General features: G+C 33.4%; 26 protein-coding genes, 1 other RNA gene and 1 pseudogene. 12 read left to right on the forward strand and 16 right to left on the reverse strand.

All coding sequences use genetic code 11. From position 1 onward, the window contains the following. Nucleotides 1-3 precede the first annotated feature (3 nt). Nucleotides 4-555: a glutathione peroxidase gene (locus P8J93_07755; protein MDG2061693.1), complete on the forward strand. Its 552-nt coding sequence runs from the start codon at nucleotides 4-6 to the stop codon at nucleotides 553-555. Here the strand turns inward: P8J93_07755 and rpiA are convergent. Continuing rightward, a complete protein-coding gene (gene rpiA, locus P8J93_07760) occupies nucleotides 550-1,230 on the reverse strand; it encodes a ribose-5-phosphate isomerase RpiA (GenBank protein ID MDG2061694.1) in 681 nt (226 codons plus the stop codon). The genes P8J93_07755 and rpiA overlap by 6 nt on opposite strands. 82 nt (nucleotides 1,231-1,312) lie before the next feature. Between rpiA and ilvA the strand changes: the two genes are divergently transcribed. Beyond that, nucleotides 1,313-2,845, forward strand: a complete 1,533-nt coding sequence (gene ilvA / locus P8J93_07765) for a threonine ammonia-lyase, biosynthetic (GenBank protein MDG2061695.1) — start codon at nucleotides 1,313-1,315, stop codon at nucleotides 2,843-2,845. On the opposite strand, the gene P8J93_07770 is transcribed toward ilvA, so the two are convergent. The 4 genes from P8J93_07770 to P8J93_07785 all read right to left on the reverse strand — a co-directional run bounded on the left by P8J93_07770 (nucleotide 2,842) and on the right by P8J93_07785 (nucleotide 4,158). After that, nucleotides 2,842-3,420, reverse strand: coding sequence for a 5-formyltetrahydrofolate cyclo-ligase (locus tag P8J93_07770; GenBank protein ID MDG2061696.1), 579 nt, complete (start codon nucleotides 3,418-3,420; stop codon nucleotides 2,842-2,844). The two genes, ilvA and P8J93_07770, sit on opposite strands and share 4 nt — an antisense overlap. Nucleotides 3,421-3,425: 5 nt before the next feature. Then, a non-coding RNA gene (ssrS, locus tag P8J93_07775) (6S RNA) lies at nucleotides 3,426-3,605 on the reverse strand. A 43-nt stretch (nucleotides 3,606-3,648) separates the two neighbouring features. Further along, entirely contained in the window at nucleotides 3,649-3,954 is a 306-nt protein-coding gene (locus P8J93_07780; GenBank protein ID MDG2061697.1) for a cell division protein ZapA, read from the reverse strand. Nucleotides 3,955-3,957: 3 nt separating this feature from the next. Beyond that, nucleotides 3,958-4,158 (reverse strand): hypothetical protein, encoded by a 201-nt coding sequence (locus P8J93_07785; protein ID MDG2061698.1) that lies wholly within the window; start codon nucleotides 4,156-4,158, stop codon nucleotides 3,958-3,960. Nucleotides 4,159-4,222: 64 nt separating this feature from the next. Between P8J93_07785 and pepP the strand changes: the two genes are divergently transcribed. Further along, nucleotides 4,223-5,539 (forward strand): Xaa-Pro aminopeptidase, encoded by a 1,317-nt coding sequence (gene pepP, locus P8J93_07790; protein MDG2061699.1) that lies wholly within the window; start codon nucleotides 4,223-4,225, stop codon nucleotides 5,537-5,539. After that, nucleotides 5,529-6,719, forward strand: coding sequence for an FAD-dependent monooxygenase (locus P8J93_07795; protein ID MDG2061700.1), 1,191 nt, complete (start codon nucleotides 5,529-5,531; stop codon nucleotides 6,717-6,719). The genes pepP and P8J93_07795 overlap by 11 nt, the downstream gene beginning before the upstream one ends. A 7-nt stretch (nucleotides 6,720-6,726) precedes the next feature. Here the strand turns inward: P8J93_07795 and rpmG are convergent, their stop codons facing one another. Together rpmG and rpmB are read right to left on the reverse strand one after the other, a co-directional pair. After that, the gene (rpmG, locus tag P8J93_07800; GenBank protein ID MDG2061701.1) at nucleotides 6,727-6,882 is read right to left on the reverse strand and encodes a 50S ribosomal protein L33; all 156 of its coding nucleotides are present in this window, start codon (nucleotides 6,880-6,882) and stop codon (nucleotides 6,727-6,729) included. 1 nt (nucleotide 6,883) lies between these two features. Beyond that, nucleotides 6,884-7,114 (reverse strand): 50S ribosomal protein L28, encoded by a 231-nt coding sequence (rpmB, locus tag P8J93_07805; protein ID MDG2061702.1) that lies wholly within the window; start codon nucleotides 7,112-7,114, stop codon nucleotides 6,884-6,886. A 110-nt stretch (nucleotides 7,115-7,224) separates the two neighbouring features. Between rpmB and coaBC the strand changes: the two genes are divergently transcribed. Continuing rightward, nucleotides 7,225-8,418: a bifunctional phosphopantothenoylcysteine decarboxylase/phosphopantothenate--cysteine ligase CoaBC gene (coaBC, locus tag P8J93_07810; protein ID MDG2061703.1), complete on the forward strand. Its 1,194-nt coding sequence runs from the start codon at nucleotides 7,225-7,227 to the stop codon at nucleotides 8,416-8,418. A 190-nt stretch (nucleotides 8,419-8,608) separates the two neighbouring features. Here coaBC and rpmE read toward each other — a convergent pair. Next, nucleotides 8,609-8,803 (reverse strand): annotated as a pseudogene (gene rpmE, locus P8J93_07815) (50S ribosomal protein L31). 95 nt (nucleotides 8,804-8,898) lie between these two features. Between rpmE and P8J93_07820 the strand changes: the two are divergent. Beyond that, nucleotides 8,899-11,091 (forward strand): primosomal protein N', encoded by a 2,193-nt coding sequence (locus tag P8J93_07820; protein ID MDG2061704.1) that lies wholly within the window; start codon nucleotides 8,899-8,901, stop codon nucleotides 11,089-11,091. Nucleotide 11,092: 1 nt separating this feature from the next. On the opposite strand, the gene P8J93_07825 is transcribed toward P8J93_07820, so the two are convergent. Both P8J93_07825 and P8J93_07830 read right to left on the reverse strand, forming a co-directional pair. After that, complete coding sequence (locus tag P8J93_07825) at nucleotides 11,093-11,938, reverse strand: SDR family oxidoreductase (GenBank protein MDG2061705.1); 846 nt, start codon at nucleotides 11,936-11,938, stop codon at nucleotides 11,093-11,095. Further along, nucleotides 11,939-12,337 (reverse strand): MAPEG family protein, encoded by a 399-nt coding sequence (locus tag P8J93_07830; protein ID MDG2061706.1) that lies wholly within the window; start codon nucleotides 12,335-12,337, stop codon nucleotides 11,939-11,941. A gap of 68 nt (nucleotides 12,338-12,405) precedes the next feature. On the opposite strand from P8J93_07830, the gene P8J93_07835 reads away from it, so the two are divergent. Next, nucleotides 12,406-13,026 carry a class I SAM-dependent methyltransferase gene (locus tag P8J93_07835; GenBank protein MDG2061707.1) on the forward strand — a complete coding sequence of 207 codons (621 nt, stop codon included), beginning with the start codon at nucleotides 12,406-12,408 and terminating at the stop codon, nucleotides 13,024-13,026. A 5-nt stretch (nucleotides 13,027-13,031) separates the two neighbouring features. Next, entirely contained in the window at nucleotides 13,032-14,714 is a 1,683-nt protein-coding gene (ggt, locus tag P8J93_07840; protein MDG2061708.1) for a gamma-glutamyltransferase, read from the forward strand. 91 nt (nucleotides 14,715-14,805) lie between these two features. Here ggt and tsaE read toward each other — a convergent pair whose 3' ends face one another. Continuing rightward, the gene (gene tsaE, locus P8J93_07845; GenBank protein MDG2061709.1) at nucleotides 14,806-15,267 is read right to left on the reverse strand and encodes a tRNA (adenosine(37)-N6)-threonylcarbamoyltransferase complex ATPase subunit type 1 TsaE; all 462 of its coding nucleotides are present in this window, start codon (nucleotides 15,265-15,267) and stop codon (nucleotides 14,806-14,808) included. A 7-nt stretch (nucleotides 15,268-15,274) separates the two neighbouring features. Further along, on the reverse strand, nucleotides 15,275-16,786 hold the full coding sequence (locus tag P8J93_07850; GenBank protein MDG2061710.1) for an NAD(P)H-hydrate dehydratase: 1,512 nt from the start codon (nucleotides 16,784-16,786) through the stop codon (nucleotides 15,275-15,277). A gap of 70 nt (nucleotides 16,787-16,856) precedes the next feature. On the opposite strand from P8J93_07850, the gene queG reads away from it, so the two are divergent. The 4 genes from queG to P8J93_07870 all read left to right on the forward strand — a co-directional run bounded on the left by queG (nucleotide 16,857) and on the right by P8J93_07870 (nucleotide 21,287). After that, nucleotides 16,857-17,930 (forward strand): tRNA epoxyqueuosine(34) reductase QueG, encoded by a 1,074-nt coding sequence (gene queG / locus P8J93_07855; protein MDG2061711.1) that lies wholly within the window; start codon nucleotides 16,857-16,859, stop codon nucleotides 17,928-17,930. Further along, the gene (locus P8J93_07860) at nucleotides 17,927-18,943 is read left to right on the forward strand and encodes a hypothetical protein (GenBank protein MDG2061712.1); all 1,017 of its coding nucleotides are present in this window, start codon (nucleotides 17,927-17,929) and stop codon (nucleotides 18,941-18,943) included. The genes queG and P8J93_07860 overlap by 4 nt, the downstream gene beginning before the upstream one ends. A 3-nt stretch (nucleotides 18,944-18,946) precedes the next feature. After that, a complete protein-coding gene (locus P8J93_07865) occupies nucleotides 18,947-19,933 on the forward strand; it encodes an LLM class flavin-dependent oxidoreductase (protein MDG2061713.1) in 987 nt (328 codons plus the stop codon). Nucleotides 19,934-20,015: 82 nt separating this feature from the next. Next, the gene (locus P8J93_07870; GenBank protein MDG2061714.1) at nucleotides 20,016-21,287 is read left to right on the forward strand and encodes an MFS transporter; all 1,272 of its coding nucleotides are present in this window, start codon (nucleotides 20,016-20,018) and stop codon (nucleotides 21,285-21,287) included. 10 nt (nucleotides 21,288-21,297) lie between these two features. Here the strand turns inward: P8J93_07870 and P8J93_07875 are convergent, their stop codons facing one another. From P8J93_07875 to P8J93_07890, 4 genes are read right to left on the reverse strand one after another with little or no spacing between them, the layout of a single operon-like run. Then, the gene (locus tag P8J93_07875; protein ID MDG2061715.1) at nucleotides 21,298-22,188 is read right to left on the reverse strand and encodes a haloalkane dehalogenase; all 891 of its coding nucleotides are present in this window, start codon (nucleotides 22,186-22,188) and stop codon (nucleotides 21,298-21,300) included. 5 nt (nucleotides 22,189-22,193) lie between these two features. Continuing rightward, nucleotides 22,194-24,476 carry an MMPL family transporter gene (locus P8J93_07880; GenBank protein MDG2061716.1) on the reverse strand — a complete coding sequence of 761 codons (2,283 nt, stop codon included), beginning with the start codon at nucleotides 24,474-24,476 and terminating at the stop codon, nucleotides 22,194-22,196. A 21-nt stretch (nucleotides 24,477-24,497) separates the two neighbouring features. Continuing rightward, nucleotides 24,498-25,766: a hypothetical protein gene (locus P8J93_07885; GenBank protein MDG2061717.1), complete on the reverse strand. Its 1,269-nt coding sequence runs from the start codon at nucleotides 25,764-25,766 to the stop codon at nucleotides 24,498-24,500. After that, nucleotides 25,714-26,496 (reverse strand): outer membrane lipoprotein-sorting protein, encoded by a 783-nt coding sequence (locus tag P8J93_07890; protein MDG2061718.1) that lies wholly within the window; start codon nucleotides 26,494-26,496, stop codon nucleotides 25,714-25,716. The genes P8J93_07885 and P8J93_07890 overlap by 53 nt, the downstream gene beginning before the upstream one ends. Nucleotides 26,497-26,554: the final 58 nt, after the last annotated feature.

The following is a 26,554-nucleotide window of genomic DNA, read 5'->3' on the forward strand; positions in this document are numbered from 1 at the left end:
ATTTTGAAAAAATTATTTTTTTTATTTTTTTTAACAATTCCATTTTATTCTTATTCTCAATGTCCTGAAATTTTAGATCATGACATTAGGGTTTTAGCTTCTTCGGAAAGTAGAAGCCTGTGTGACTTTAAAGATAAGGTAATATTAGCTGTAAATGTAGCTAGTCAATGTGGCTATACTTATCAATATGAATCTTTACAAAGTTTATATTCAAAATATAAAAGTAAAGATTTTGTAGTACTTGGTTTTCCCTCTAATGATTTCTTCCAAGAAAGAGCAAAAGATGAAGATGAAGTAAAAGAGTTCTGTAAAACAACATATGGTGTGGATTTTCCAATGTTTAAAAGATCTCATGTAAAAACTGGCGGAGGGATGATCAGAAAATCTTTTAAACCAAATTCTTTTTATGAAGATTTAATTAAAGAAACTGGTATTGAACCAACCTGGAATTTCAATAAATATTTAATTTCAAAGGATGGCAAAGTTCTTCATTTTGACCAGAAGGTTGAACCTGATAGTGAGCAATTACTTACAGCTATATCACTACTTTTATAAGGTTTCTATATTTATTATTTTTATATCTTGATCTGATGCTTCAATAATTACATCAGCTTTTCTTTTAGAAAAAATACCATTTTCTACAATGCCAGGTATATTATTAAGTGTATTTTCCATGTCGTAAGGTACCGGAATTTTTAGATTATGTACGTCTAATATTTGATTACCATTATCTGTAATAAAATTAGTTCTATATACTGGCTTTCCTCCCATTCTCATTACTTCACGCGCTATTGAACTTCTAGCAATTTCTAGCACTTCAATTGGTAAAGGGAATCTGCCTAACAAATCAACGTTTTTAGAATCATCCACAATGCATAAAAATTTCTTTGAGGAGTATGCTAGGATTTTTTCTCTAGTTAGGGCACCTCCTCCACCCTTAATTAATTCAAAGTTAGAATTAAATTCATCAGCACCATCTATATAGAAATCTATTCCGTGCACCTCATTGAGTTCTAGTATATTAATGCCTGAAGTAAGTAATAAATTTTTAGAGGCTTCAGAGCTGCATATAGCTGCTTTAAAAGTGAGCTTACTTTTAATTAATTCATCAATAAAAAAGTTAGTTGTTGAGCCTGTGCCTATTCCTATTACTGAATCTTCATTCAGAAAAGGGAGTATAAATTCAAAAGCTTTTTTAGCAGCTTCTTTCTTTTTGGTGTTTTGATCCATAGAATAAATATGTATAAGGTGATTATTATTTACCTCAAAGTATAATGATCTTTTCCTATTATTTGGGAATTATTAAAATTTAATGAAATTAACTAAAAGTAAGCCATTTTTAAAAAAGATACAATCAAGTAATGTTTATGATGTTGCTATGGTTACACCCTTAACTCAAGCCTCTAAGCTTTCAAAAGAGCTTGATAATAATATCCTTCTTAAAAGGGAAGATCTTCAACCTGTTTTTTCATTTAAATTAAGAGGGGCTTATAACAAATTATCTAGGTTAAAGAAAAAGGGCTCAAATAAGAAGGTTATAGCTGCCTCTGCAGGAAATCACGCACAAGGAGTGGCTTATGCATCCAATAAATTGGGTATTAGATCAACAATCGTAATGCCATTAACTACTCCTTCAATAAAGATAGATTCAGTAAAGAATTATGGAGCAAGAGTCTTACTTTATGGAGATAACTTTGATGAAGCATTTGCTTACGCTAAAAATTTATCTTTAGAAAAAAAAGAAGAATTTATTCACCCTTATGATGATCCTGACGTAATAGCTGGTCAAGGTACGATAGGAATGGAAATTCTTGAAGTGTTGCCAACTCTTGATGCTATTTTTGTACCCGTTGGAGGTGGAGGCCTTATCGCTGGTATAGGGGCATACATAAAAAGTTTGAGACCGGATATAAAAGTTATAGCAGTAGAGCCAGTTGACGCAGCTTGCTTACAATTAGCTCTTTCAGCAAAAAAGCGGTTGGCTTTGAAAGAGGTTGGGCTTTTTGCAGATGGAGTTGCGGTCAGACAAATAGGAAAACTTACATATGGTTTAATCAATGAATGGATAGATGAAGTGGTGACAGTGTCAGTAGACGAAATTTGTGCAGCAGTTCAAGATACTTTCGAAGCTACGAGAACAATCCCAGAACCGGCAGGTGCTTTGTCTTTAGCAGGATTGAAGAAATTGACTTTACAGAGGGGCTGGAAAAATAAATTTTTAGTAGCTATTAACTCAGGAGCAAATATTAATTTTGATAGATTATCTCATATTGTAGAAAGAGTTCAGCTAGGAGAAAAGAAAGAAGCGCTAATAAGTATAAAAATTCCTGAAAAGAGAGGCAGCTTTAGAAGATTCTGTAAAAGTTTAGAAAAAAGAATGATAACGGAGTTTAATTATAGGGCGGACGATGAAGTTTCTGCCAATATATTTGTGGCTTGTAAAATCAATGGTGGTTCTTCTGAAAAGAAATCATTAATTAAAGGCCTTAAATCAAAAGGTTATTCTCCTATAGACCTTTCTGAAAACGAGGTGGCAAAAATACATATAAAACATATGGTAGGTGGAAAGGCTCCTAAACATATAACTGAGTATGGAGAGTTAGTATTTAGAGTTGAGTTCCCTGAAAAGCCTGGAGCTTTGTTAAATTTTTTGAGCACATTAGGCGATGAATGGAATATTACATTATTTCATTATAGGAATCAGGGTGCAGCTTACGGACGTGTTTTAGTAGGTTTTCAAGCAAAAGAGAATGAAAGATATAAATTAATTAAGAAACTAAAAGAAATTAATTTCCCTTTTTGGGATGAGTCTGAAAACAAAGCTTATTTGTCATTTCTGAATTAATCTTGGACCTTTACAAATTTTGTAGGTGTTAAGATGCCGTCCATCTTCAGATCATGATTCTCAGGAAAGCATGTTTCTTGTTCTTGAAAATCATAGGCTAGTCCGAGAAGCGGAGCCAATAGATCTTTCTTTGTACTGAAAGTAATATCATAAAACCCTAATCCCATGCCGACCCTGAAGCCTAAGTTATCAAAAGCAATGAGAGGCAATATTATCAAGTCTAATTCTTCTATTTCTATTTCTTTGGTACCTATAGGTTCTAATATTCCGAAGGAATTTTCTATCATTTTAGAATCATGTATATATTCTTTGAAGATCATTTTGCGCCTTTTTTTATCTATAATTGCAGGCAAATAACAATCATTTCCTTCTTTAAGAATTTTTTTTATGATTCCTAATGTACTTATCTCACTTTTATAAGACCAATAAATTCCTATTTTATTAGCTTCATACTCTTTCTTTATTAATTTATCCCATAATATTATGAGTTTTTTTTCTAAGACATTCTGCTCTTCTTTAGAAATAGCAGATCTTATTTTAAGTATTTTTGTTCTTATTGCAGCCTTGGAATTCATAATAGTGACCGCCCAGATTGCCGGTGTAGGCACATCCTTGAACCGATTTGTTCAAGGCGGTGGTTCTCTAAAGATCTTCAGGCTTCCCTTTAGTAGGGCTTGCACAACAGAGCTTGCAAAAACCTCCTAATTATTTTTTATCGGCTCAAGCGTTTAGTACTTACTGCCAAACAATCTAGGTAGTGATAAAAGTATAACTCAATTTTTTTTTAAAACTAAATGTGTTTATCAGTCTATTTCTTTCAAAGAAATTAATTGTTTTTTTAGTTTATTATTTAAACTATCTATCCTTTGGGACGTAGCATCATCAACTATTAAATTATTTTTAATTTTTAATAATTCCCGAGCAATATTAAGCCCAACTATTATAGCTGCTCTATTTTCATCTAATTGAGAGTTCTGTCGTATCTCTTTGAGTTTGTTATCTAAGAATTCAGCAGATTCTCTTAATTCATCTCTTTCTGAATCTTCGCAAGAAATTTTATAACTCTGTCCCAGAACTTCTATAGATATAATTTTTTTTGGTTCATTCATTACTTATTTATTTTTTATATTAGTAACAATCTCTTTTAATTTATCTTGCGCTTTTGATATCTTAAGTTTTATTTTTGAGTTTTCTATTCTCAGGTTCTTATTCTTATCTAATAAATTCTTATTAACCTGTTTTAGTTCTTCGCTTAAAATAATTAATGCTTGAAGATTTTTTTCTAAACTTTCTAATTCTGTATTTGTCATCATTATATAAATAAGAGTAAAGTGTAACTTCCTAAAATATATCTTTCTAGTTTAGGATAAAAAAAATATGAAAAAAGTAGATATAAATTTTTTAGAGAGAAGAAGAAAAGTCTTTAATTTAGTTCAAGATAATTCTCTTGTAATTATTCATTCTAGTAATTTAGTGGCTAGGAATGCAGATGCTAATTACCCTTTCAGGCAGAATAGCGATTTTTTCTATTTAACTGGTTTTGATGAACCTGAATCTTGCTTAGTTTTAAAAAAGGTATCAGGGGTGGAAGAATTTATTTTATTTTGTAGAGATAGAGATCCCTTAAGGGAGCAATGGGATGGTTTAAGATCAGGTCAAGAAGGAGCCAAAAAAGACTTTGGTGCTGACGATGCATATAGCATTCAAGATTTAGATAAGATTTTACCTAATACTTTAGAGGGTATAAGAACAATTTACTATCCTATGGTAAATTCTAATGGAATAGATATTAGTCTTAATAAGTGGCTAGAAATTACTAGATTAAATGCTCGATCAGGATCTGAAGCTCCTCAAACTATTATTGCTTTAGAATCCATTCTTCATGAAATTAGATTAATAAAATCTAGTGAAGAAGTAGAGGTGATGAAAATTGCTGCAAGTATAACAGCGGAAGCTCATTGCAATGCAATGAAAAAAGTAACCCCAGGAATGTTTGAATACCAACTAGAAGCTGAATATCTTCAAACATTTATGAAACATGGCTCTAGAGCTGCAGCTTATAATTCAATAGTGGGTGGTGGAAATAATGCATGCATTCTCCATTACAATGAAAATAAGGATGAGCTAAAAAATGGAGATTTAGTTTTGATAGATGCTGGTTGTGAATATCAGAACTATGCTTCCGATGTAACAAGAACTTTTCCAGTAGGAGGTAAATTTACAGAAGCTCAAAAGTCTATATATGAAGTTGTTTTGAATGCCCATAGTGAAGCTTTAAAACAGCTTATCCCTGGGAATCCTTGGATAAAAGTCCATGAAGCATCTGTAAATGCCATAACCAAAGGCTTAATTGATTTAGGAATCCTAGATGGTGTTATGGAGGATTTAATTGAACAAGAGAAATTTAGCAGATTCTATATGCATCGGGTAGGTCATTGGCTAGGAATGGATGTCCATGATGTAGGAAATTATAAAGTTGATGGTGAATGGAGGGCCCTAGAAGCAGGGATGGTTCTTACCATAGAGCCAGGAATTTATATTCTAGATTCATTAGAAGGAGTAGATGCTAAATGGCTGGGTATTGGAATAAGAATTGAAGATGATGTTCTTATAACAAAAGATGGTTTTGAGATTCTTACCTCTGAAGTCCCCAGGGAAATAGAAGCTATTGAGGCTTTGATGCATGGCTCCTAACTTGAAATATGATGTAGTAATAATAGGAGCTGGTGTAGTGGGTATGATAATGGCCACACTCCTGTCAAGAAATAACTTAAAAGTTTGTCTTGTAGACAAAAACGAAGGATTCTCATTAAATGAAGAAACACTTTACCTCGGAAGAACTGCGGCACTTAATCTATTTTCTATAAGATTATTGCAAGATATAGGCGTTTGGAAAGATATAGCTCCTTATGCTACTACTTATTCAGAAATTAAAACGTGGGATACTGAAGGAAGTTCAGGGATTTCTTTTCATGCTTCAGAAGTGAATCTTGAGAATCTAGGTGCTGTAGTTTCAAATAATGCCTTAATGTATTTCTTAAATAAATTTAATTTTAAAAATGAAAATATAAATTTTATAAAAGGATCAAGCCTTGAAAATATATCTGAAATGCCTGGAAAGTTGGCCATCAAAATATCTGAAGGCAAAAAGATTTTTACTGAAGTTTTAATAGGTGCCGATGGAGGATTATCAACTGTTAGAAAAAAAGCAAAAATTAGAACAAAAGAATGGAGTTATGAACAAAAAGCCATAGTGGCTGTTTTATCTTCAGAAAAGGACCATTGCTTTATAGCTAGACAGATTTTTACTCCACAGGGCCCAATAGCTCTTCTGCCTTATGATTCTATGAATGAAAGTAGGCTTTCATTAGTATGGTCTATAGATAATAAGTCATTTCAAGAAGTGAGTTCATTAAATAATGAAGATTTTTGTGCTCTACTACAATTAAAAGTAGAAGGAGTTTTAGGAGATTTTAAGCTCCATGGAAAAAGGAATTCTTTTCCGCTGCATCAAATACATGCAAAAAAATATTTTAAAGGTAGAGTAGCTTTAGTGGGTGATGCAGCTCATGTAATTCACCCGTTAGCTGGCCAAGGTTTAAATCTAGGCATTGCAGATGCTGAATCCTTATCAAGGGTAATAATACAGTCAAAAAGAAAATTTATAGATATAGGTTCTGAAGGGGTATTAAGTAAATTTCAAAAAGAAAGATTTCTTACAAATATGAGGATGATGAGCTTAATGGAAGCATTTAAAAGGGGTTTCGAAGTTCAAAGTCCTTGGTTAAAGTACGGAAGGAATCTACTTTTTAAGGCAATAGATAAACCTAATAATTTAAAGAGGAAGTTTATAAAAGAAGCTACAGGTATTTAAAAGAATTTTATTTTATTTTCTCTTCTTTATAGATTACATGCTTTCTGACCACAGGGTCGAATTTCTTTATTTCCATCTTATCAGGCATAGATGATTTATTTTTGTCAGTAGTATAGAAGTGGCCAGTTCCTGCCGAAGAGACTAATCTTATTTTTTCACGCATTCTAATTTCCTCTAGCCTTTATATCTTGTAGAACTTTATCTATTCCCACTTTATCTATTATACGCATTCCTTTTGCAGATACAGTTAAACTTACAAATCTCTTTTGTGATTCAACCCAGAATTTATGCTTGTGAAGATTGAGATTAAATCTACGTTTTGTAGAATTCTTTGCAAAAGAGACATTATTTCCAAACATTGCTCTTTTTCCTGTTACCTGACAAATTTTTGACATTTTTAATATAATTTAACTTCAGAATTCGGTTTTATACCAGAACGAATTACTACTAGCAACAGGAAGTGGATATAATTAGTATTTAATTTTTCATAAAATATTTAAAAGTCATGAAATCTCTTATAAATAAAAAAATCCTTTTAGGCATAACCGGAGGCATAGCTGCATATAAATCTGCAGAAATAGTAAGATCTCTTAAGAAGATTGGATCGGAAGTAAGAGTGGTCATGACAAGATCTGCTCAAGAATTTATGACACCATTAACTATGCAAGCTTTATCAGGAAATCCAGTGTCTTCTGAACTTTTAGATCATAATGCGGAAGCAGGTATGGGGCACATAGAGCTAGCTAAATGGGCGGATGCTGTTCTTATAGCTCCTTGTACTGCAGAATGTATATCTAAACTAAGTATGGGCAGAGGGGATGATTTACTGACCACTTTATCTCTAGTCCATGAGGGAAATCTAGCTATTGCTCCGGCAATGAATCAAGCTATGTGGGCTGATGTAAGAACACAAGATAATATAAGAACACTTAAAGAAAACGGAACTCAAATCTTTGGCCCTGGATCAGGTGATTTAGCTTGTGGAGATATTGGATTAGGCAGAATGCTTGAACCTGAAGAAATAATATTTAAATTATCTCAACTTTTTTCTACTGGATTGTTGGCAGGTAAAGAGATTCTAATTACAGCTGGGCCCACTCAAGAGATGATTGATCCAGTGAGATTTATTTCTAATAAAAGTTCAGGGAAAATGGGATATGCTATAGCTACATCAGCCCAAGAGGCTGGCGCAAAAGTAACTCTTATAAGTGGACCTGTTAAATTAAGTCCACCAGATAATGTTCTATTTGAGTCAGTAACTTCAGCTGATGAAATGTATAAATCCGTTATGCATCATGCACGAAAATCAGATATTTTTATTTCTACAGCGGCAGTTTCAGATTTTAAACCTAGAGATTTGTCTCAAAATAAGATTAAAAAGAAAAATAAAGATGGAATGACCATTGAATTAGAACAAAATAAAGATATTTTGAGTTCAATAACTGAGAAATTTGATTCTATCTATACCGTAGGATTTGCAGCAGAAACAGAAAAAATTGAAGAGTATGCTAAAAAGAAATTAATAGAAAAAAAATTAAAATTAATAGTAGCCAATGATGTTTCAGATAAAGATATAGGTTTTGATTCAGATGAGAACGAAGTAACTATATTTAGTCTAAATGCAAAATTAGTTATAAAGAAGGAAGATAAGTATAAAGTCGCTAGGAAGTTAATCGAGTTTATTGCAAAGGATTTGTAGGTTATTTCGTCTCTTTGTCTGAAGCTTCAACTGGAGCTTCTTCAACCTCCGATACTTCTGGAGTTTCAACTGGAGCTTCTTCAACCTCCGATACTTTTGGAGTTTCAACTGGAGCTTCTTCAACCTCCGATACTTCTGGAGTTTCAACTGGAGCTTCTTCTAATGGAACTTTTGGAGAGGATGTCTTTTTCCCAAATCTCTTTTCAAATTTATCTATCCTTCCCCCAGTGTCTACTAGTTTCTGCTTTCCTGTATAAAATGGATGGCATTCAGAACAAACATCTAGTTGGAGAGGTTCCGCAAGAGTAGATTTCATATTAATTATATTGCCACAACTGCATGTAGCTTTTATATCATGGTATTCTGGATGTGTATTTTGTTTCATTATTAAATATCTATTCTTGCAATATTTAGAGGGCGCATAATAACAGACCTATAAAAGTAGGCAAATACTTAACACTTTTATTATTATATTTTAATGTGAATAATCAAATTATAGAAATAATATTACCAGTACCTATTCAAGGAACTTTTTCTTATCTAGTACCTAATTCTTTGACAAAGGCAGAATTAAAAGTAGGTTGTAGAGTGTTAGTACCTTTTGGTACCAGAAAACTTGTAGGAATTATTTTAAAACATTCGAACATAATTAAAGATAAAAGCATTAACTATAAATCAATAACTAGTTTGTTAGATGATAACCCTTTAATTGATAAGAAATTATTATTATTAGCAGATTGGGCTTCTCGTTATTATCATCACCCTATAGGAGATGTATTAAGTTATTTTATGACTCCCTCGCTAAGAAAAGGTGAAGAGGCCTCTTTTGCTTATTCTGATAGTTGGCACATTACAACTGAAGGTGACTTTATTCTTCCTGAGTCATTGAAAAGTTCTCCTAAACAAAAAGAGGCAATAAGAATCTTTAAAGACACAAAGAATTTAAATAGAGTTGCTGCAAAAGCATATGGAATTACATCTTCTACTATTAAATCTTTAGAAGATAAAGATTTAATAAAGAAGTCTAAAATTGAGGTAATACCTCAATTCGAGAATTTGGAAACAGCATTTCAAAGAAGAACTCTTAATTCAGAACAAAGTAAGGCTGTAGAGGAATTAAAAAGAGGGAAAAAAGATTCTACTTATCTTTTGTATGGTGTTACAGGCAGCGGGAAAACAGAAGTTTATATTGAAGCTATCTCAGATGTTATAGATCAAGGAAAGCAGGCGTTAGTTTTGATACCAGAAATAGGACTCACCCCTCAAACAGAAGAGCGGTTCAAAAAGAATTTTGGATCTAGAGTGGTATCTATGCATTCTGCTAAGAATGATAGGGAGAGATTAGATGCGTGGTTGTGCGCCAAAAGGGGAATGGTAGATGTAGTAATAGGAACAAGATCATCAGTTTTTACACCTTTTAAGGATCTAGGAATTATAGTTGTAGACGAAGAGCATGATCTATCATATAAGCAAACTGATCGTTTTAGATACTCTGCAAGGGATATAGCTATCTATAGGTCTAAATTATTAAAGATACCTTTGATATTAGCTTCGGCAACACCTTCATTAGAATCATTGAAGAATGCTGAAGATGACAAATATACTCTATTAAAACTTAATAAAAGAGCTTCGGGCGTAGAGATGCCGATATTTAAATCCTTGGATATTAGGGGTGAACGTTTAACTAATGGTTTTTCAGAAAATTTATTAGAAGAAATAACTTCAGAATTACAAAATAATAATCAGGTATTAATTTTTATAAATAGACGTGGTTTTGCACCTTCATTGGTGTGTGAAGCTTGTGGCTGGATTGCAACTTGTAAAAGTTGCGATGCAAGTATGATAATTCATACCAAGCCTCTAAGAATGAGATGTCATCATTGTTCAGCTGATCAAAAACCTCTAGAAATATGTGGAAATTGCAGAGATCCAAATCTTAATTATTTAGGTGTCGGCACACAAAAGGCCGAACAATTTCTTGAGGAAAGGTTTTCAAAATATCCTGTTATTAGGATAGATAGAGACTCAACAAGAACTAAGAAATCAATGGATAACTATCTAAATGAAATAATGACCGGCAAACCATTGATTTTAGTTGGTACTCAAATTCTTGCAAAAGGTCACCATTTTCCTAATGTAACTTTAGTTGGCATTTTAGACTCAGATAGTGGTTTATTTAGTGCTGACTTTAGGGGTAGCGAGAGAGTTGCCCAACTCATTACCCAAGTTTCTGGTAGAGCTGGACGTGCTAATAAGAAGGGAAAAGTATTATTGCAAACTTATTGTCCTGATCATCCTCAAATAGAAGAATTGACTTCTGGAAATTATGAGAATTTTTCTAAAAAAATTCTCATAGAAAGAATGCAATCTAGTATGCCTCCTTATACTTATCAAGCTAGATTCCAGGCAGAGTCTTCTCAAGGAGAATTTGCAATGAGATTTTTAGACGATCTGAAACAAGAAATTTCTGAGGGTAAATTAAGAATTGTAGGCCCTATTCCTTCAATCATGGAACGTAAAGCAGGAGTCTATAGATGGGAATTAAGTCTCTATGCAGAAAGTAGACTTATTTTGCATAGAAAATTAAAAGAAATGGTTAATTTTCTTTACAATAAAAAAAGAATTTCTAATGTAAGATGGTCTTTGGATGTAGACCCCCTAGGGGTTTGGTAACTTAAAATTTAATTCCAGTTAAATCTTCGGTTAATTTCCATAATTTAGCAGCGGTTTCATCATTCGAAGCAGCAGAAGTTAATTTACCTATTTTGCAGTCATAAAAATATTCCCCTGAAATTTCTTCAACTTCATTTGATGAACAAAGATATATTGAAGAAGAGGCACCTTGGAAACTTTTTCTAGCAAAAGGAGTAGCAATCTTCATAGCAAGACGTCCCCAAAAAGAATCATTTTGAGTACCAAAATTTGTGGCTACAAATCCAGGATGTAAACAATTAACTGTAATTCCTTTTTCAAAAACCTTTCTACTTAACTCTCTGGTAAAAAGAATATTTGCTAATTTTGACTTTCCATAAACATTCATAGCTTTGAATGTTTCTTTTGACTGCAAGTCATCAAGGTCTATATCTTTTACAAAAGCGTGAGCTGCTGAAGAAACATTTACAATCCTACTAGGACTAGATTCTTCCAATTTTTGTAATAGAAGTAAGCTAAGAGAGTGGTAAGCAAGATGATTTACAGAAAAAACTTCTTCAAATTCATCCACTGTTTCTTTTCTTTCTAGATTAATTATTCCAGCATTATTAAGCAATACATGTAACGGAATATTCAATTTCAGAAATTCAGACGCTGCTTCCTTTATTTGATCTTGACTAGAGAGATCAGCTATAAAGTAAACACTTTCTTTGCCCGTTTCTTTATATATAGTCTCTTTAAGAAATTCTGCTTTTTTCTTGTTTCTAGCGATAAAAAAAATATTAGCACCTTGTTTTGCTAGTTCAAGTGAAGTTGCTTCACCAATACCGCTTGTAGCGCCAGTTATTAGACAATTCTTGTTTTTCACTTATAAGTTATATCCAATATAAATCAAACTCAAAACACATATTAGTAAAGATATAATGCTAAGCACAAATCCAACTTGCCTGAAAATATTTGGATCCTGCTCTTGATTAAGTCCAAATCCATGGCTAGCTCGAGCTATAAAAGAGAGAATTCCTATCGTATGGATTAACCAAAGAGGTCCTTCTGCCAATGAAATTAATAATAAGGATATGATGTAAGCAGGCGCATATTCAGCCCAATTTCCATGTGACCTCATTCCTTTCAACATTTCAGTATTTCCACCATCTCCTAATAAAATCTCTGTCTTAAACCTTAATTTAACAGCATTGATTGATAGTAAAAACCCTATTAAAAGCTGGAAACCGCTATATATAAGAACTAGTTGCATAGATTCATTCATATTATTTCTCTCCAAGTTAATTGAATGTGATAACTTTACATTAACTTTCTAGATATTTTGAGGTTTCTATGAAAATTTATGAGAAATATGTGTTACCCAAACTTTTAAATTTTACTTGTGGTTTAAAACCAATGCGTCATCAACGTGAAAAAGTAGTGCCACTAGCTAAAGGAGAAATACTTGAAATAGGCATTGGATCAGGACTTAATATACCTTTCTACAAAACTTCTGGAGTTAAAAGAATTTGGGGACTTGATCCTTCAGAAGAGTTGAATGTAATGGCTAAGAAAGTTGCAGATCAATCTGATCTAGAAGTAAAATTCTTATTATCAGGAGCTGAGCAGATACCCCTTCCTTCTAATTCCATTGATACTATTTTGATTACCTATACTTTATGTACGATTCCAGAAGTAGAAGCTGCGGTGAAAGAAATGAATAGAGTTCTCAGGCCAGAAGGGGAATTAATTTTTTGTGAGCATGGCAGGTCTCCAGATGAGAATATACTCAAATGGCAGGATAAAATAAATCCTTATTGGAATGTCATAGGAGGAGGTTGTAATGTAAATAGAGATATTCCAAGATTAATAGAATCAGCAGGATTTTCAATAAGGCAAATGGAGTCAATGTATCTTCCAGGAACCCCAAAAGTCTTAGGTTTTAATTATTGGGGTTCAGCAAGACTTTTATAATTTTAATGAAAAGTAGATTTATAATCCTAGCCTTAATTATGACAAGTATGTATGGAAATGGTTACGATAGAATAACTGGAGAGAACTTTGCTAGTAGATCTGAAGTTTTAGGACAGAATGGGATGATAGCCACTAGTCATCCTCTAGCTACACAAATTGGCTTAGATATCTTAAAAAAAGGGGGCACTGCTATAGATGCTGCGATAGCAGCTAATATTGCATTAGGTCTTATGGAGCCAACAGGCAATGGCATAGGCGGAGATTTATTTGCAATAGTTTGGGATTCTAAAGAAGAAAAACTCCATGGATTAAATGCTAGTGGCCCATCTCCTAAATCACTTAATTTAAAATTTTTTAAGGAAAGAGGGTTAACAAAAATTCCTCCTTATGGCCCCTTGCCAGTGACTGTTCCGGGAGCTGTAGATGGATGGATTAAACTTCATGAGAGATTTGGGAATCAAGAGTTTGAATCTTTATTTGAGCCTACTATTGAATATGCTAGAAAAGGATTTCCAGTGACGGAAACGATTGCGTATTATCTTGAATCTTCAAAAGATAGATATTCCCAATACCCAAATTTTTCAGACATTTGGCTAAAAAAAGGAAAAACTCCAGCAAAAGGAGACATATTTAAGAACCCTGCTCTGGCATTGACTTTAGAAAGTATAGCCAAAAAAGGGCGTTTAGGTTTTTATGAAGGTAAGATAGCAAGAAAAATTGCAGATTTTATTCAATCTCAAGGGGGAGTTCTCACTTATGAAGATTTATCAGAGTTTCATTCTGAATGGGTAGAGCCAGTTTCAACAAATTACAGAGGATATGACGTTTGGGAAATGCCACCCAACGGACAAGGGATAGCAGCGTTACAAATACTAAACATCTTAGAAAATTTTGATATTAAGAAGTTAGGTCTTTTGAGTGCTGAATATATCCATTTATTTATAGAAGCAAAGAAATTAGCCTTTGCAGATAGAGCTCAATATTATGCTGACCCAGATTTTGCAAAAATCCCTTTGAAAGAACTTATCTCAAAATCCTATGCTAAAAAGAGGGCTTCATTAATAGATCTACAAGAGCCTTCTTTAACAGATACACCGGGCGTACTAGAAAATGGTGACACTATTTATCTAACAGCGGCAGATAAATATGGAAACATGATTTCATTAATTCAGAGTAATTATAGAGGGATGGGTTCAGGCATGATGCCGACTGGCTTAGGTTTTATGTTGCAAGATAGAGGGGAATCATTTAGCCTTCAGGAAGGGCATTCTAATGTTATAGAAGGGGGTAAAAGACCTTTTCATACAATTATCCCTGCTTTCATAACTAAAGATGGAAAACCTTACATTAGTTTTGGAGTTATGGGTGGTGCTACGCAACCTCAGGCACATGCTCAAATAGTTATTAATATAGTTGATTTTGGCTTAAACCTTCAGGAAGCTGGAGATGCGCCTAGAATAGTTCATAGCGGATCCTCTCAGCCTACAGGGCAGATTATGCATAATGGTGGAACTTTAAGTATTGAGAAAGGCTTTGGCTTAGGATTAGAAGAAGCTTTAAAAAAGATGGGGCATAATTTGAAATATGAAAAGGGAATTTTTGGAGGTTATCAGGCTATAAAGCTAGAAAATGGTGTTTATTATGGAGCATCAGAGAGCAGGAAAGATGGACAAGCTTCAGGATTTTAAGACTGATTTACTCTCTGTTAATAAGGCTGCATAAATCTACTTCTCAAATAAAAAATAATCAAGCAGAGCCCTCATAATCCATTGGTTAGAATTAAAGAAGCTTTCTTAATTTCTCTAATTTCTCTTTGAATTTTATATCTATATAGCGCCAGTCTATATGATTTTTATCATGATTGAGCTTAATATCAATGCAAGGTAAAGGTATTATTGAGCCGGCATTTTCTGGCCATTCAAAAATACTTATTGCATTTTTTTGTTGGAGGTAGTCATGAATTCCTATTTCAAGAAGCTCTTTAACAGAATCAAGTCGATAAAGGTCAAAGTGAAATATAGTTATGTTATTTGTTTCATAAATTTCAACTAATGCGAAGGTAGGACTTTTAACCAGACCATTAAAGCCAATTCCTTCCATTATTCCTTTTGAAATAGTTGTTTTTCCAGTTCCTAGATCTCCTTGAAGATGAATTGTTTTTATTTCTTTTTGGTTATATCTAATGAACTCTCCAAGTTCTTTGCCAAGTTTTTTAGTTTCAACATCATTTTGAGTTTTCACAAAAGAATCAAAATGCTAGGTTTAATCTAATAGTTTTAATTACATCACTAGCTAACAGACCTAATTCACCTAAGTCTTGTGATGCTATGTCTGCACTTGCTGAATGGATTTCCACTGCGGTTTCAGTTGCTTCTGAAAGGTTTAAACCTTGAGCAATGAAGCTTCCAATTAAACCAGAAAGAATATCTCCCATCCCTCCAGAAGCCATACCAGGATTTCCAGATTCACACACACCTAGTTTTAATTTATTAAAATTTGAACATACTATTGTTCCTGACCCTTTTAGAACGGTAATTGAATTGAACTTTTTTGTAAGTTCTTCTGCTGACTTGAATCTATCTTCTTCTATTTTTAGTACATCTTTTTTTAATAAAAGAGCTGCTTCTCCAGGATGTGGAGTTATCACTAATTTTTTTGGGGTCATAACTTTTAATTTTATGGATGTCAGCATATTTAAAGCATCTGCATCCATAACTAATGGAAGATTGCGTTTTTTACATTCTATGAATGCCTTCTGCATCATTTGTTCTCCCCAAGCGCTCTTCCCTAGCCCAGGCCCTATGACAATGACATCAGGAGAACCTAAAAAGTCATCTAAATCCTGCCCAGAATTCACTCCTTTTGCCATAACTTCCGGACAAGAAGTTAGTGCTGCTCCTATGTGTTCAGGTCTTGTTGCAAGACTTACAAGACCGCAACCAGACATAGCTGCACACTTAGAGGCTAAAATAGCTGCGCCTCCAAAGCCTCTATCTCCTCCTATTATCATTAGGTGGCCATAATGACCTTTGTGGGCATTTAAATCTCTATCAATCAATTTATTTAGAGAATTTTCAGAATCAAGGAGATAAGAATTGGACTTAACTTTAGATCTTAATGAAGATTTAATATCCAATTGGTTAAGAAGTATCTCTCCGGCATAAGATCTGCCTTCAGATGTGTATAACCCTCTTTTTAAACCAATAAAAGTTAGTGTGAGATCTGCTTTTACCGCTATGCCAAGAATTTTTCCAGTATCTGCACATATACCTGAAGGCACATCCAAAGCTATTATTGGATAACTTTTTCCTAGAGCATTAATATTTTGGACGGCTGAGTGCATCTTCCCATTTAATCTTCCTCTAATTCCAATACCTATCAAGGCATCAACAATTACGGTGTCTTTTTTCGATAATTTTAATTTATTAAATTGTTTTATGCCGAGTATTTTAATTCTCATTGATTTAGCTAAAGATAAAGCTTGAGATGCAGCTGAAGAAAATTTCTTAGTAGGTTCTGGACAAACAATAGTGACTTCAATACCTGAGTCTTTTGCTAATGAAGCTAAAAGGTAGCCATCTCCTGCATTATTCCCTTTTCCACAAAAGACAATCATATTTTTCATTTCCGGCCATCTATTGCGGATTATTTGGAAAGAAAATTTTGCAGCTTTTTCCATCAAAGAAAAAGAGGTAATATTTCTCTCTTTAATAGCTAAACCGTCTATTCTTTTTGTTTCTGACGTCGTGTAAAGTTCCATAAGAATATGTTTATCTCAATAATATTAGAAATTATAGACTTTAAAAATAAAGTCCACTACTAATCAAAATATGGAAAAAGAAATACCTGAGAGAGAGTTAACTAGTCTTGTTCTTGAAATTAAGTCTTTTGCAAAAAATTTAGGCTTCAACCAAGTAGGTATTTCTGACATAGATTTAAAAAATCATGAACAATATCTTGACGCTTGGTTGGAGAATAATTTTCAAGGAGACATGGATTATATGAAGAGGCATGGAACTAAAAGAAGCCGTCCCGAAGAATTGATTGAAGGTACTAAAAAGGTTATTTCTGTATCTATGGACTATCTGCACAAAGATTATAAAGGAATGGAGCTCATAGAAAATAAAGACAAAGCCTTTATTTCTGGATATGCCTTGGGCAGAGATTACCACAAGGTAATGAAGAAGAAGTTACAAAAACTAGTTGATTTTATAAAGTTAAAAGTTTCTTCTGAAGCAAGAGTCTTTGTAGATAGTGCGCCAGTATTAGAGAAAGCTTTAGCTGAAAAATCTGGTTTAGGTTGGATAGGTAAGAATACTCTTCTTTTAAATAAACAAAGAGGATCATTCTTTTTTTTAGGAGAGATATACACAAATTTGAATTTACCAATAGATGCTGCTGAGGAAATTAATCATTGTGGATCTTGTAAGGCTTGCATTGATATTTGTCCTACTAAAGCCATTGTGGGGCCAAAGCAACTAGATGCTAGAAAGTGTATTTCTTATTTAACTATTGAGTACAAAGGCTCGATAGATGTAAAACTTAGACCAATGATGGGCAATAGAGTTTTTGGTTGTGATGATTGTCAGTTAGTTTGTCCTTGGAATAAGTTTGCACAATTTACCGAAGAAGAAGATTTTAAACCTAGGCACAATTTAAATAACTCTAGTCTTTCTGAACTCTTCAAATGGACAAAAGAAGAGTTTCAAAAGAAAACCAATGGATCACCCATCAGAAGAGCAGGTTATGAAAGTTGGTCGAGGAATATAGCAATTGCGTTAGGAAACGCCGATACAAATAAAGAGGTATATGAATCTTTGGTCTCTAGAAAGAATGACTCTTCGGGTATAGTAAGAGAGCATGTAAAGTGGGCTTTAGATCAACATAAAGGAAAAGCATCATGAAAGAAGAATATATTGTTAAGTTAGATCCTGAAGATGAGTATACTCATACTCCTGATGAGTCTTCAAATTATAATGAGAGCATGTATTTCAATGTATTTGATCATAAAAAAAAGATAGGGGGTTGGTTTAGATTAGGAAATAGGCCTAATGAAGGCTACTCTGAAATGTCATGTTGTTTATATCTACCAGACGGTAAAGTAGGTTTCATGTTTGGAAAGCCATCGATTTCTGATAATAATTCTTTTAATGCTGGCGGGATGTCTTTTGAAGTTTTAGAACCATTTAAAAGATTACATATAGAATACAAAGGAAAGATTTTATTATTGAGCGATCCACAGCAAATGATGAATCCTGGAAAAGCATTTAAATCTAATCCGACTGTAGATTGTCAGGTAAGTCTTGGAATATTAGGTGAATCTCCAATGTATGGCGGAGAAACTTTGAAAAAAGATGGTTCTGCATTAGATGTAGATCCAGAAAAAAGTTTTTCAAAGGCGCACTATGAACAACATATATCTGGAAAGGGATTAATGAAGATAGGCGAGAAAGAATTCTCTATAAAAGGCCTGGGCCTAAGAGATAAGAGTTGGGGGCCTAGATATTGGCAAGCGCTGGAGTGGTATAGATGGTTAACCATTAACATCAATAAGGATATAGGCTTTATGTTTAGTATTGTTCATCAAGGAGATGGCATTGAGCGAAGAGGCGGACTGGTATTTATAGATAATAAATACCACAATATTCAGGAATGTAAGATTCAAACTAAATATGATGAAAATTTCTGTCAAACCTCTCTCAAAGCTTGGGCAAAAACCAAAGTAGGAGAGTATGAAGTTGAGGGAAATATCCTATCTTTAATACCTTTGAGAAATAGGCGCACTTCGCCAGATGGGAAGGTATTAACTACTAGAATTACTGAAGGTATGACTGAGTATACATATCAAGGAATGAAGGGGTATGGGATGTCAGAATATTTAGATCAGATTATTGATGGAAAACCGATAGGCGTTTAATTTATGAAAATTAGTGCGGTTGATCAATCTCCTATTTTTTCTAATTCAAATGCGAACTCGGCTCTTCAAGAATCTGTGGAACTAGCTAAAGAATGTGATCTTATAGGGTTAACTAGATTTTGGGTTGCAGAGCATCATGGTTCAAACTCATTTGCAGGTTGTTCACCTGAAGTTTTAATTCCTAAAATTGCAGCAGAAACTGAATCTTTGCGCATAGGGTCTGGAGGAGTAATGTTAATGCATTATAGTCCCTATAAAGTAGCTGAGAATTTTAGATTATTAGAATCATTATTTCCTGGGAGGATAGATTTAGGCTTAGGAAGGGCACCAGGTAGCGATCCTCATCAGGCAGGAGCTTTAGCATACGGATCAAAGACGACTGGCCCAGAATTCTTTCCAACAAAAATGAAAGACCTCACATCTTTTTTGGTTGGAGATCAGCCAACTTCACTAGCTTTTGAGAATGTTAGCGTCACGCCAGGCCTTGGAAATATACCAGAAATATGGCTACTAGTTTCTTCTCAACAAGGAGCAGAATATGCGGCGCATTTTGGATTACCTATATCACTTGCATATTTTATTAATCAAGATTGTTTAGACTTAGCTGATTACTATCGACAGAATTTTAAACCTTCTGTCTTTAGTAAAGTGCCTATAGTCAGCTTAGGAATATTTGCTATATGTGCTGAAAAAGATGATGAAGCAGAAAGGTTATCGGCTAGTGCTGCATTATGGAGAATGAATTTACAGAGAGGTCGTTTTGAACCTTTTAAAACTACTGAAGAGTCTCTAGCAATTATTGATCAAGATAAAATTGATATCTCAGATAGTAGAACTTTTATTGGATCTCCAGAAACAATCTATAAAAAGCTGATGCCTCTTTTAGAGATAACAAAACCAGACGAACTGAAAGTTGTAACAATTTGTGAGCCCTTATCAAAAAGGGCAAAGTCCTACAAATTACTAAAAGAATTTTTTGATTCTAAATAATCTTTCTTTGGATTGAGGAAATAAAATTCTTTTAATAAATTTATGAAATATAATTATGTTTAATCTATTTAAAAGGAATTAGGTGTCTAGTTTAAATATACCAGCATATTCTCAAACAAGGGTTCTAAGCTCAGCTTCGCCATGGCATTTATTTTGCTTAAGTATGCTTTATCTAGCCCAAGGTTTACCTAATGGTTTTTTAGGCCTTGCTTTGCCTACCTATTTGGCAACTCAAGGAGCTTCAGTAGCAGATATTGGTCTTTTATTATCCATTACGATGTTACCTTGGACAATAAAGTTTTTATATGGTCCTTTTGTAGATAGTTTCTCTTTGTTAAAATTTGGTAGAAGAAGATTTTGGATACTATTAAGTCAATCTTTGATGATTATTTCTCTTGTACCTTTAGTAGTTATTGGAGTTGATAATTTAAGTATAACTAACTTAGTAATCATCTTAGTTATTCATAATATTTTTATGGCTTTTCAGGATATTTCTACTGATGCATTGGCTGCAGATAGTTTGCCGGAGAAGGCATTGAGTAAAGGAAATGGCATAATGTGGGGAAGTAAAGTATTCGGTAAAGGCTTAGGAATGGCTATAGCTACCTCCATATATTTTACTTATGGAACAACTTTAGGTATCAGTGTCCTTATGATTCTAATAGCTCTAATCATGTTAGTTCCTATGTTTTCAAAAGAGCTTAATTATAAAGTTGGCCTAGAAAAAGAAGTCTATGAAGTTGCAAAAAAGTTAAATGTTAAAGAGTTATTAACTGGAATTTTTAATGGGTTTAATTCCTCAAGAGTTTTTTTTGCCATTATTTTTATTTGTTTTGCAAATTTAAGTATGGGAGTTTATGAAGTTTTATATAATAAGTTTTATATAGATGAATTGAACTGGACAGGGCAAATGATTGGGGATGCAAGACCTTGGGGATTTTGGATTGGAGGTTTAGTAGGTCTTGGAGCGGGATTATTAGGCTCCTTCATAAGTCATACAATTTTATTGAGAATCTTTATTTTTTGTGAGCTTATATTGTTTTTTCTTTTGAGTACCTATTCAGCATTTTTTTCACAAACATTAGGGTATATTATTCTTTTAGGCATAGAGGTTTTCGATGCAGGAATGACCGTACTTCTTTTTGCGATTTTAATGAGCCTATGTACAACCAAGACTAGTGCTACAAATTTTGGAATCTTCATGGCTATTTCAAATATGTCTTTATTTGCAGGTGACATTATTGCTGCCCCAATTTTGATCTTAGTAGATTATTCCGGAGCTTTTCTTTTCTGCGGTATTTCGTTGATACCCTGCTTCTATTTAGCTTCCAGATTAGAAATTAAGAGAGGATAATCTTTTAAGGTTAATCTAAATTTTCTAAGAAATTACTCAAAGCTTCCCCTATCTGATGAGGAGAAATCTCTTGAATAAAATGACCACCTTCTACTGTCACTTCTTTTTGATTAGGCCATTTTCTGGCAATTTCTCTTTGATTGCCCACCAATATAGATCCAGGTTCTGCATTTATAAATAACTTAGGAATTTTAGTTTCACTCATAAACTTTGCATAATCTTGGCAAATCTTTACAACATTTTCAGGCTCTCCATCAATAGGAATCTGCCGAGGCCAAGTGAGAGTGGGTCTTCTTGATTCACCAGATTCTTTAAAAGGTTTTCTATAATTATTCATTTCTTCTTCAGAAAGTCCTCGATAAACATCACCCGCTAGAACCCTTTCTACAAAAAAGTTTTTTTCTAAAATTAATTCTTCTCCAGCATCACTTCTAAAAGCCTGAAATATATTTCTAGCTGCTTCTGGCCAATCTTCCCAACTGTCAATAGGGCTTGTTATGGCTTCCATATAAATAATGGCTTTAACCTTTTCAGGATTTAAGTTAGCCCAATGAAAACCTAATGCAGAACCCCAGTCATGAATAACAAAAGTAATATTATCTAAGTTTAACTCTTCAAAGAGTTTATAGAGATATTTAGAATGATCTTCAAAGGAGTAACTATTAGGACCTGAATTATCTAATTTATCTGAATCTCCCATACCAATTAGATCTGGTGCTATGATGCGCCCATGCTTCTCTGCATAAGGCATTATATTTCTCCATAAATAGGACGAAGTTGGATTACCATGTTGAAAAATAATAGGGTCACCTTTACCTTTATCTACATAGGCTATCTTTTTCTCATATACTTCTGTAAAAGACTTTTGGTAAGGAAATTCACTTGAAATTTTTTTGGTCATCTTAATTAATTTTTATCAAATTTTAATAGTAAAGCAGGGAAATAAAATAGGTCTAATATTAGAGCTACAAAAAAGGCAAGGGAGGAAAAGAGAGCGAATCCATGCATTGGAACGAAATATGCCCAGAGAAGAACCATGAAGCCACAGATTAATATGAATGTCATAATAATTAGTGGAAATCCTACGGTTTCAAAGCCATAAATAATTGCTTCTTCTTTACTAAAACCTAATGTATTTTTAGCATGTAGATACTTACTTAATAGATGAACTGTAAAGTCTACAACAATTCCAAGGGTTGTTCCCATGCCAAGAGCAGTTAGGAAACTTACTTCTGAAACTAATAAACCCCATATACCAAAGGCAACTCCAATCGGCAAAATATTAGGAATAGTAGTCAGAATGCCAAGTTTAAATGATTTAAAAAATAATATGATTGTTAGTGTAATCATTACCAGGCCTACTGATAAAGCATAAGAGAGGTTTTCTAAAATTACTTGACCCATATACACAAAGATTGCTCTTTGGCCTGTACCTTCTGAGACCATATTTTCTGGCATATTATTGGCCACATATTTATCTACTCTATCAGCAAAACCTTTGTATTCTAAAGAACCCAATTCACTTAATGACGCAGTTATTTTCGTAGAAAGCCTATCTTGACTAATAGAATTATTTAAATCTAGACCAAAAGGTAGTGACATTTCATAGAAGAATAAATACTGAGAGCTTAGGTCTTGATCCTTTGGAATAACGTTCCATTTTTGATCACCTCCATGCAAGGTACTATTTAGTTTCTTCATTGTGGTAGAAAGCGAACTTACATGCAGAACTTCAGGTTGAAGTTCTAGCCATTTTTTAAATTTTTCTACTTCAGCAAGAAAAGTTGGATTAGAGATTGAATCTGTATCAGTAGAAAGTTGGTAATTTACTGGAAACGTTCCACCCAGCCTTTCATTTAGCCACATGGTGTCAGAAGTTAAAGGACTAAATCTTTCTGAATAAAATTCCATCGGACTGTCATTTGTATGATTTAAAGGGATAAAAGAGATTAGGAGAACAGATACAAGAGGTACAACCCAAAATAATCGTTTGGCATGAAGGATGCTAAACTTTCCTATTCTTTTTGCAAAATTTGTATGTTGCTCAGTTCTCTTAGGAGCGCTTACTGCAAAAAAAGAACAGAGAGGAGCAAGTAAGAATATAGTAAAGAAGAAGGCTAATAATACTCCAAAGAAGACACTATTGCCCAACGTTCTTAGGGGTTCAATTGGTGTCAAATTCAAGGAAAGAAAACCTATCGCAGTCGTTATAGATGTTAAGAATAATGGTTGAAGATTCAATTTAAGGCTTTCAAGCATTGATTCTTTAGAGTCCATATCTTTTAATCTGTATTGGAAATAGATACTAAAGAGATGAACACAATCCGCTACTGCTAAAGTTGAAATTAGTATAGGCACCATCATAAAAGGTTGAGTAACTAGTCCGCCATACCATCCTGTTAAACCCATGGCGCTTCCTACACTTGAGACTATTATTATTAAAGATCCTGTTACGGCTGTAATACTTCTCAAGAGGAAATATAATGATACTAAAATTACTATAAAGAGCAGAGGAATTAGAATTGGAAATTGAGCTTTAATAATTCTTGGACTTAAGTATTCTACATAAACCATTCCAGATATCTTAATTTCCAATTCTGGATATTCAACGCGAGTCGTTTCTAAGAGATTTAAAACAGGAGTTACCGTTTCTCCATATTCTTTCTCTACATCTAACCTTGGAGGATCAACGGTAATATTAATAAGAGTTGTTTTTTTATCTTTAGATATAATTGAGCCATAAGCTAAGGGCTCATTTTCAATAAGCGTTTCTTTTTTTGAGATTTCTCCTTTACTCATGGAAAGGGTATCCTCTATAAAAGGTTCTACATATAGATCATCTCCAACTGCTGAAACGTAAGAGTAATTACTTAAAGAATCAACTCTAACTGAGTGAGGAATAGTCCAGGCTTGTTCGGTTAATTTTTCTATGAGATCCAGAGTCCTAGGTTGAAAGATGGTGCCTTCTTTAGATCCTATAGCGATTACCAAGTTGTCTGTGGTTGTAAAAGTATCTTCTACCTCTTTGTGCGCAAGAACAGTACTATGATTTTCAGGGAAAAAGTTATCAATATCTGGTGAAAATTCAATAAATCTAATCCCAGATAGACAAATGCATAGAGTTAATATAGATAAAATTATTAAAATAATTCTAAACTCCATTATTTTGTTTGCTACCCAATTTATCATCCTTGTCTCCTGAGATTAATTTTATAAATAGTATATAAATTCCAATTTGAGGAAATCTTCATCTTGAAAATAATCAAATAAGCCTTGCGGTTCTCTATAAGGGTTAAATGTATTTAATTTCTTTCCTTTAGTAAAGATAACTCCTTCAATAGAAATTTTACAGCAGCTTTTGAGTCTACTAGAGGCTTCAATGAATATATTTTTCTCATTTGTATCTTGATTCCATAAAAGTCCGCTTAGGATTTGAGTATCAGCTATATCATTAAATGTAAGACGAGTTCCAACTGATATAGGGGAATTTTCAATTCTATCATCATGATTAAACTCAGCTATCCATCCTAAATCAATCCTACTTTCAAAGATCCCTATTTGGGTATATTCAACACCAGCAGTGGCAGCAGAGAAACGATCTTCTTGTCCTGATCTTGAAAAACCTTCTAATTTGAATGCCATATTGCCTAGAATATACAAGATCTCAATTCCAGTTTGATCAATCACATTGTATAAAGGTCGAAGCAGAGGTACTTGCTTTGATAAATCTATTTCAAAAAGCGGTTCTCTACTGGTACCCGAGAAATGAGACACAGCATATTCAAAAGCGCTAAAATATTGATTCCAGCGAAAAGCAAAATCGATTCTTTTTTCCTCTGAGTTAGATTCATACAAAGGATTTTCAGTATTTACCAAGATGGGAGCTCTAAGTCTTGCATTTTGTCCGCCAAAGGTTCGTTCTCTAAAGCCTAATAGAGCATAGGCATCAAAAGTTCCATGTAATCCTTCAAAAGAAATATTTATCATGGGTTGCCCAAGTTTATCTTCTCCATCTATATTTTCAACTAAGTCTGTTTGGTTAATTATGTCTACTCGATGTACCGTTTCTGTAACGCCCCAAAAGTCTTTTCTAATTCCAATTTTAGTTTCAAAAATATTTCCCACTATTGTCCAATTTAATTCTTGTATATCAATTATGTCTCTCTCAGAATCTTCCGAATCTTTTCTAAATTTTGACTTAAAAGTAAAACTTTTTTTTGAATCTTCAGACTCAATATATATCTCTGGTGAAAATGATATTGATGAATGAAATTTATCTTGGTCAAAGAATCCTTCTTTGGAGAAATACCTTCCTTCAAAAGAAACTTCTCCCAAGAATTCTCTACCCGAAAAACTATTTTGGCTGAAACTAAGAACTAGGAATGAGAAAACTAGCCTATTTAAAATATTAAATAGGCATTTCATATCATTTCGATCTTTTGAGACTATTCTGTGAGAAGTCTCTTTCAGTAAATCCATTTTGAAAAACCATATCTTCCATCAAAAGAGTCGTACTTTTTTTTGTTTGGTGATTTATCATTTCTATTTCCGAAGGTCTCCAAAATTTGTTGAGGTACTTATTAAAATCTCTAAAGTATTGAGTTTTTAAATGTGAGAATTTTCTATCGAAATGTTCAATTTTTAAAATGAGGTAATTTTCTTTCTCTACCCAAACTCTTTGTTTAGTGTAACCGGAATACGGATCTAATGGAGTTCTTTCTATCAAGTAACAGTCCTTTTCATTTAGCTGTTCTTCTCCTTTATAGCTATATGAGAATTTTTCTATTTCCTGGAATGAAAGGTCCTCTAAAGAAAATTCACTTCCTAAAAAAGGGCCCGATCTATTCTTTGATACGATGCGTTTAACTCGCTTTAGAGCAGGCATATATAGCCATTGGTCATCAGTTTTCATTTTATGTGCATAGCCTAGGACTGCTATCCCTCTGACGTCTCTTGGAGTTTTAAAAACTATTAAGGATTTATCGCCATCACCTTCAACTTCCATAATTTTTGATTGCATAGATCTTTCTGTAATTTGACCTTTCTTATTTTTTAAGAGCATTCTCATGTTGGATCGACTGTCTATGAAACCCGAGGTATTTGCGTCGGCCATAAGCGCTATTTCTAGCCCTCTATTTTCTTCAACAAAGACCTTGAAAGAAGACAATGAGATAATCAGAAAGAGGGTAATATTCTTTTTTAAAGACATTTTTATTTGATTTTTTTTTACAACTGATTTTATGCGTTATAGTTTAACAAATTCTTAT

This window comes from SAR86 cluster bacterium (genome assembly GCA_029268615.1).
GTDB lineage: Bacteria > Pseudomonadota > Gammaproteobacteria > Magnimaribacterales > Magnimaribacteraceae > JAQWNM01.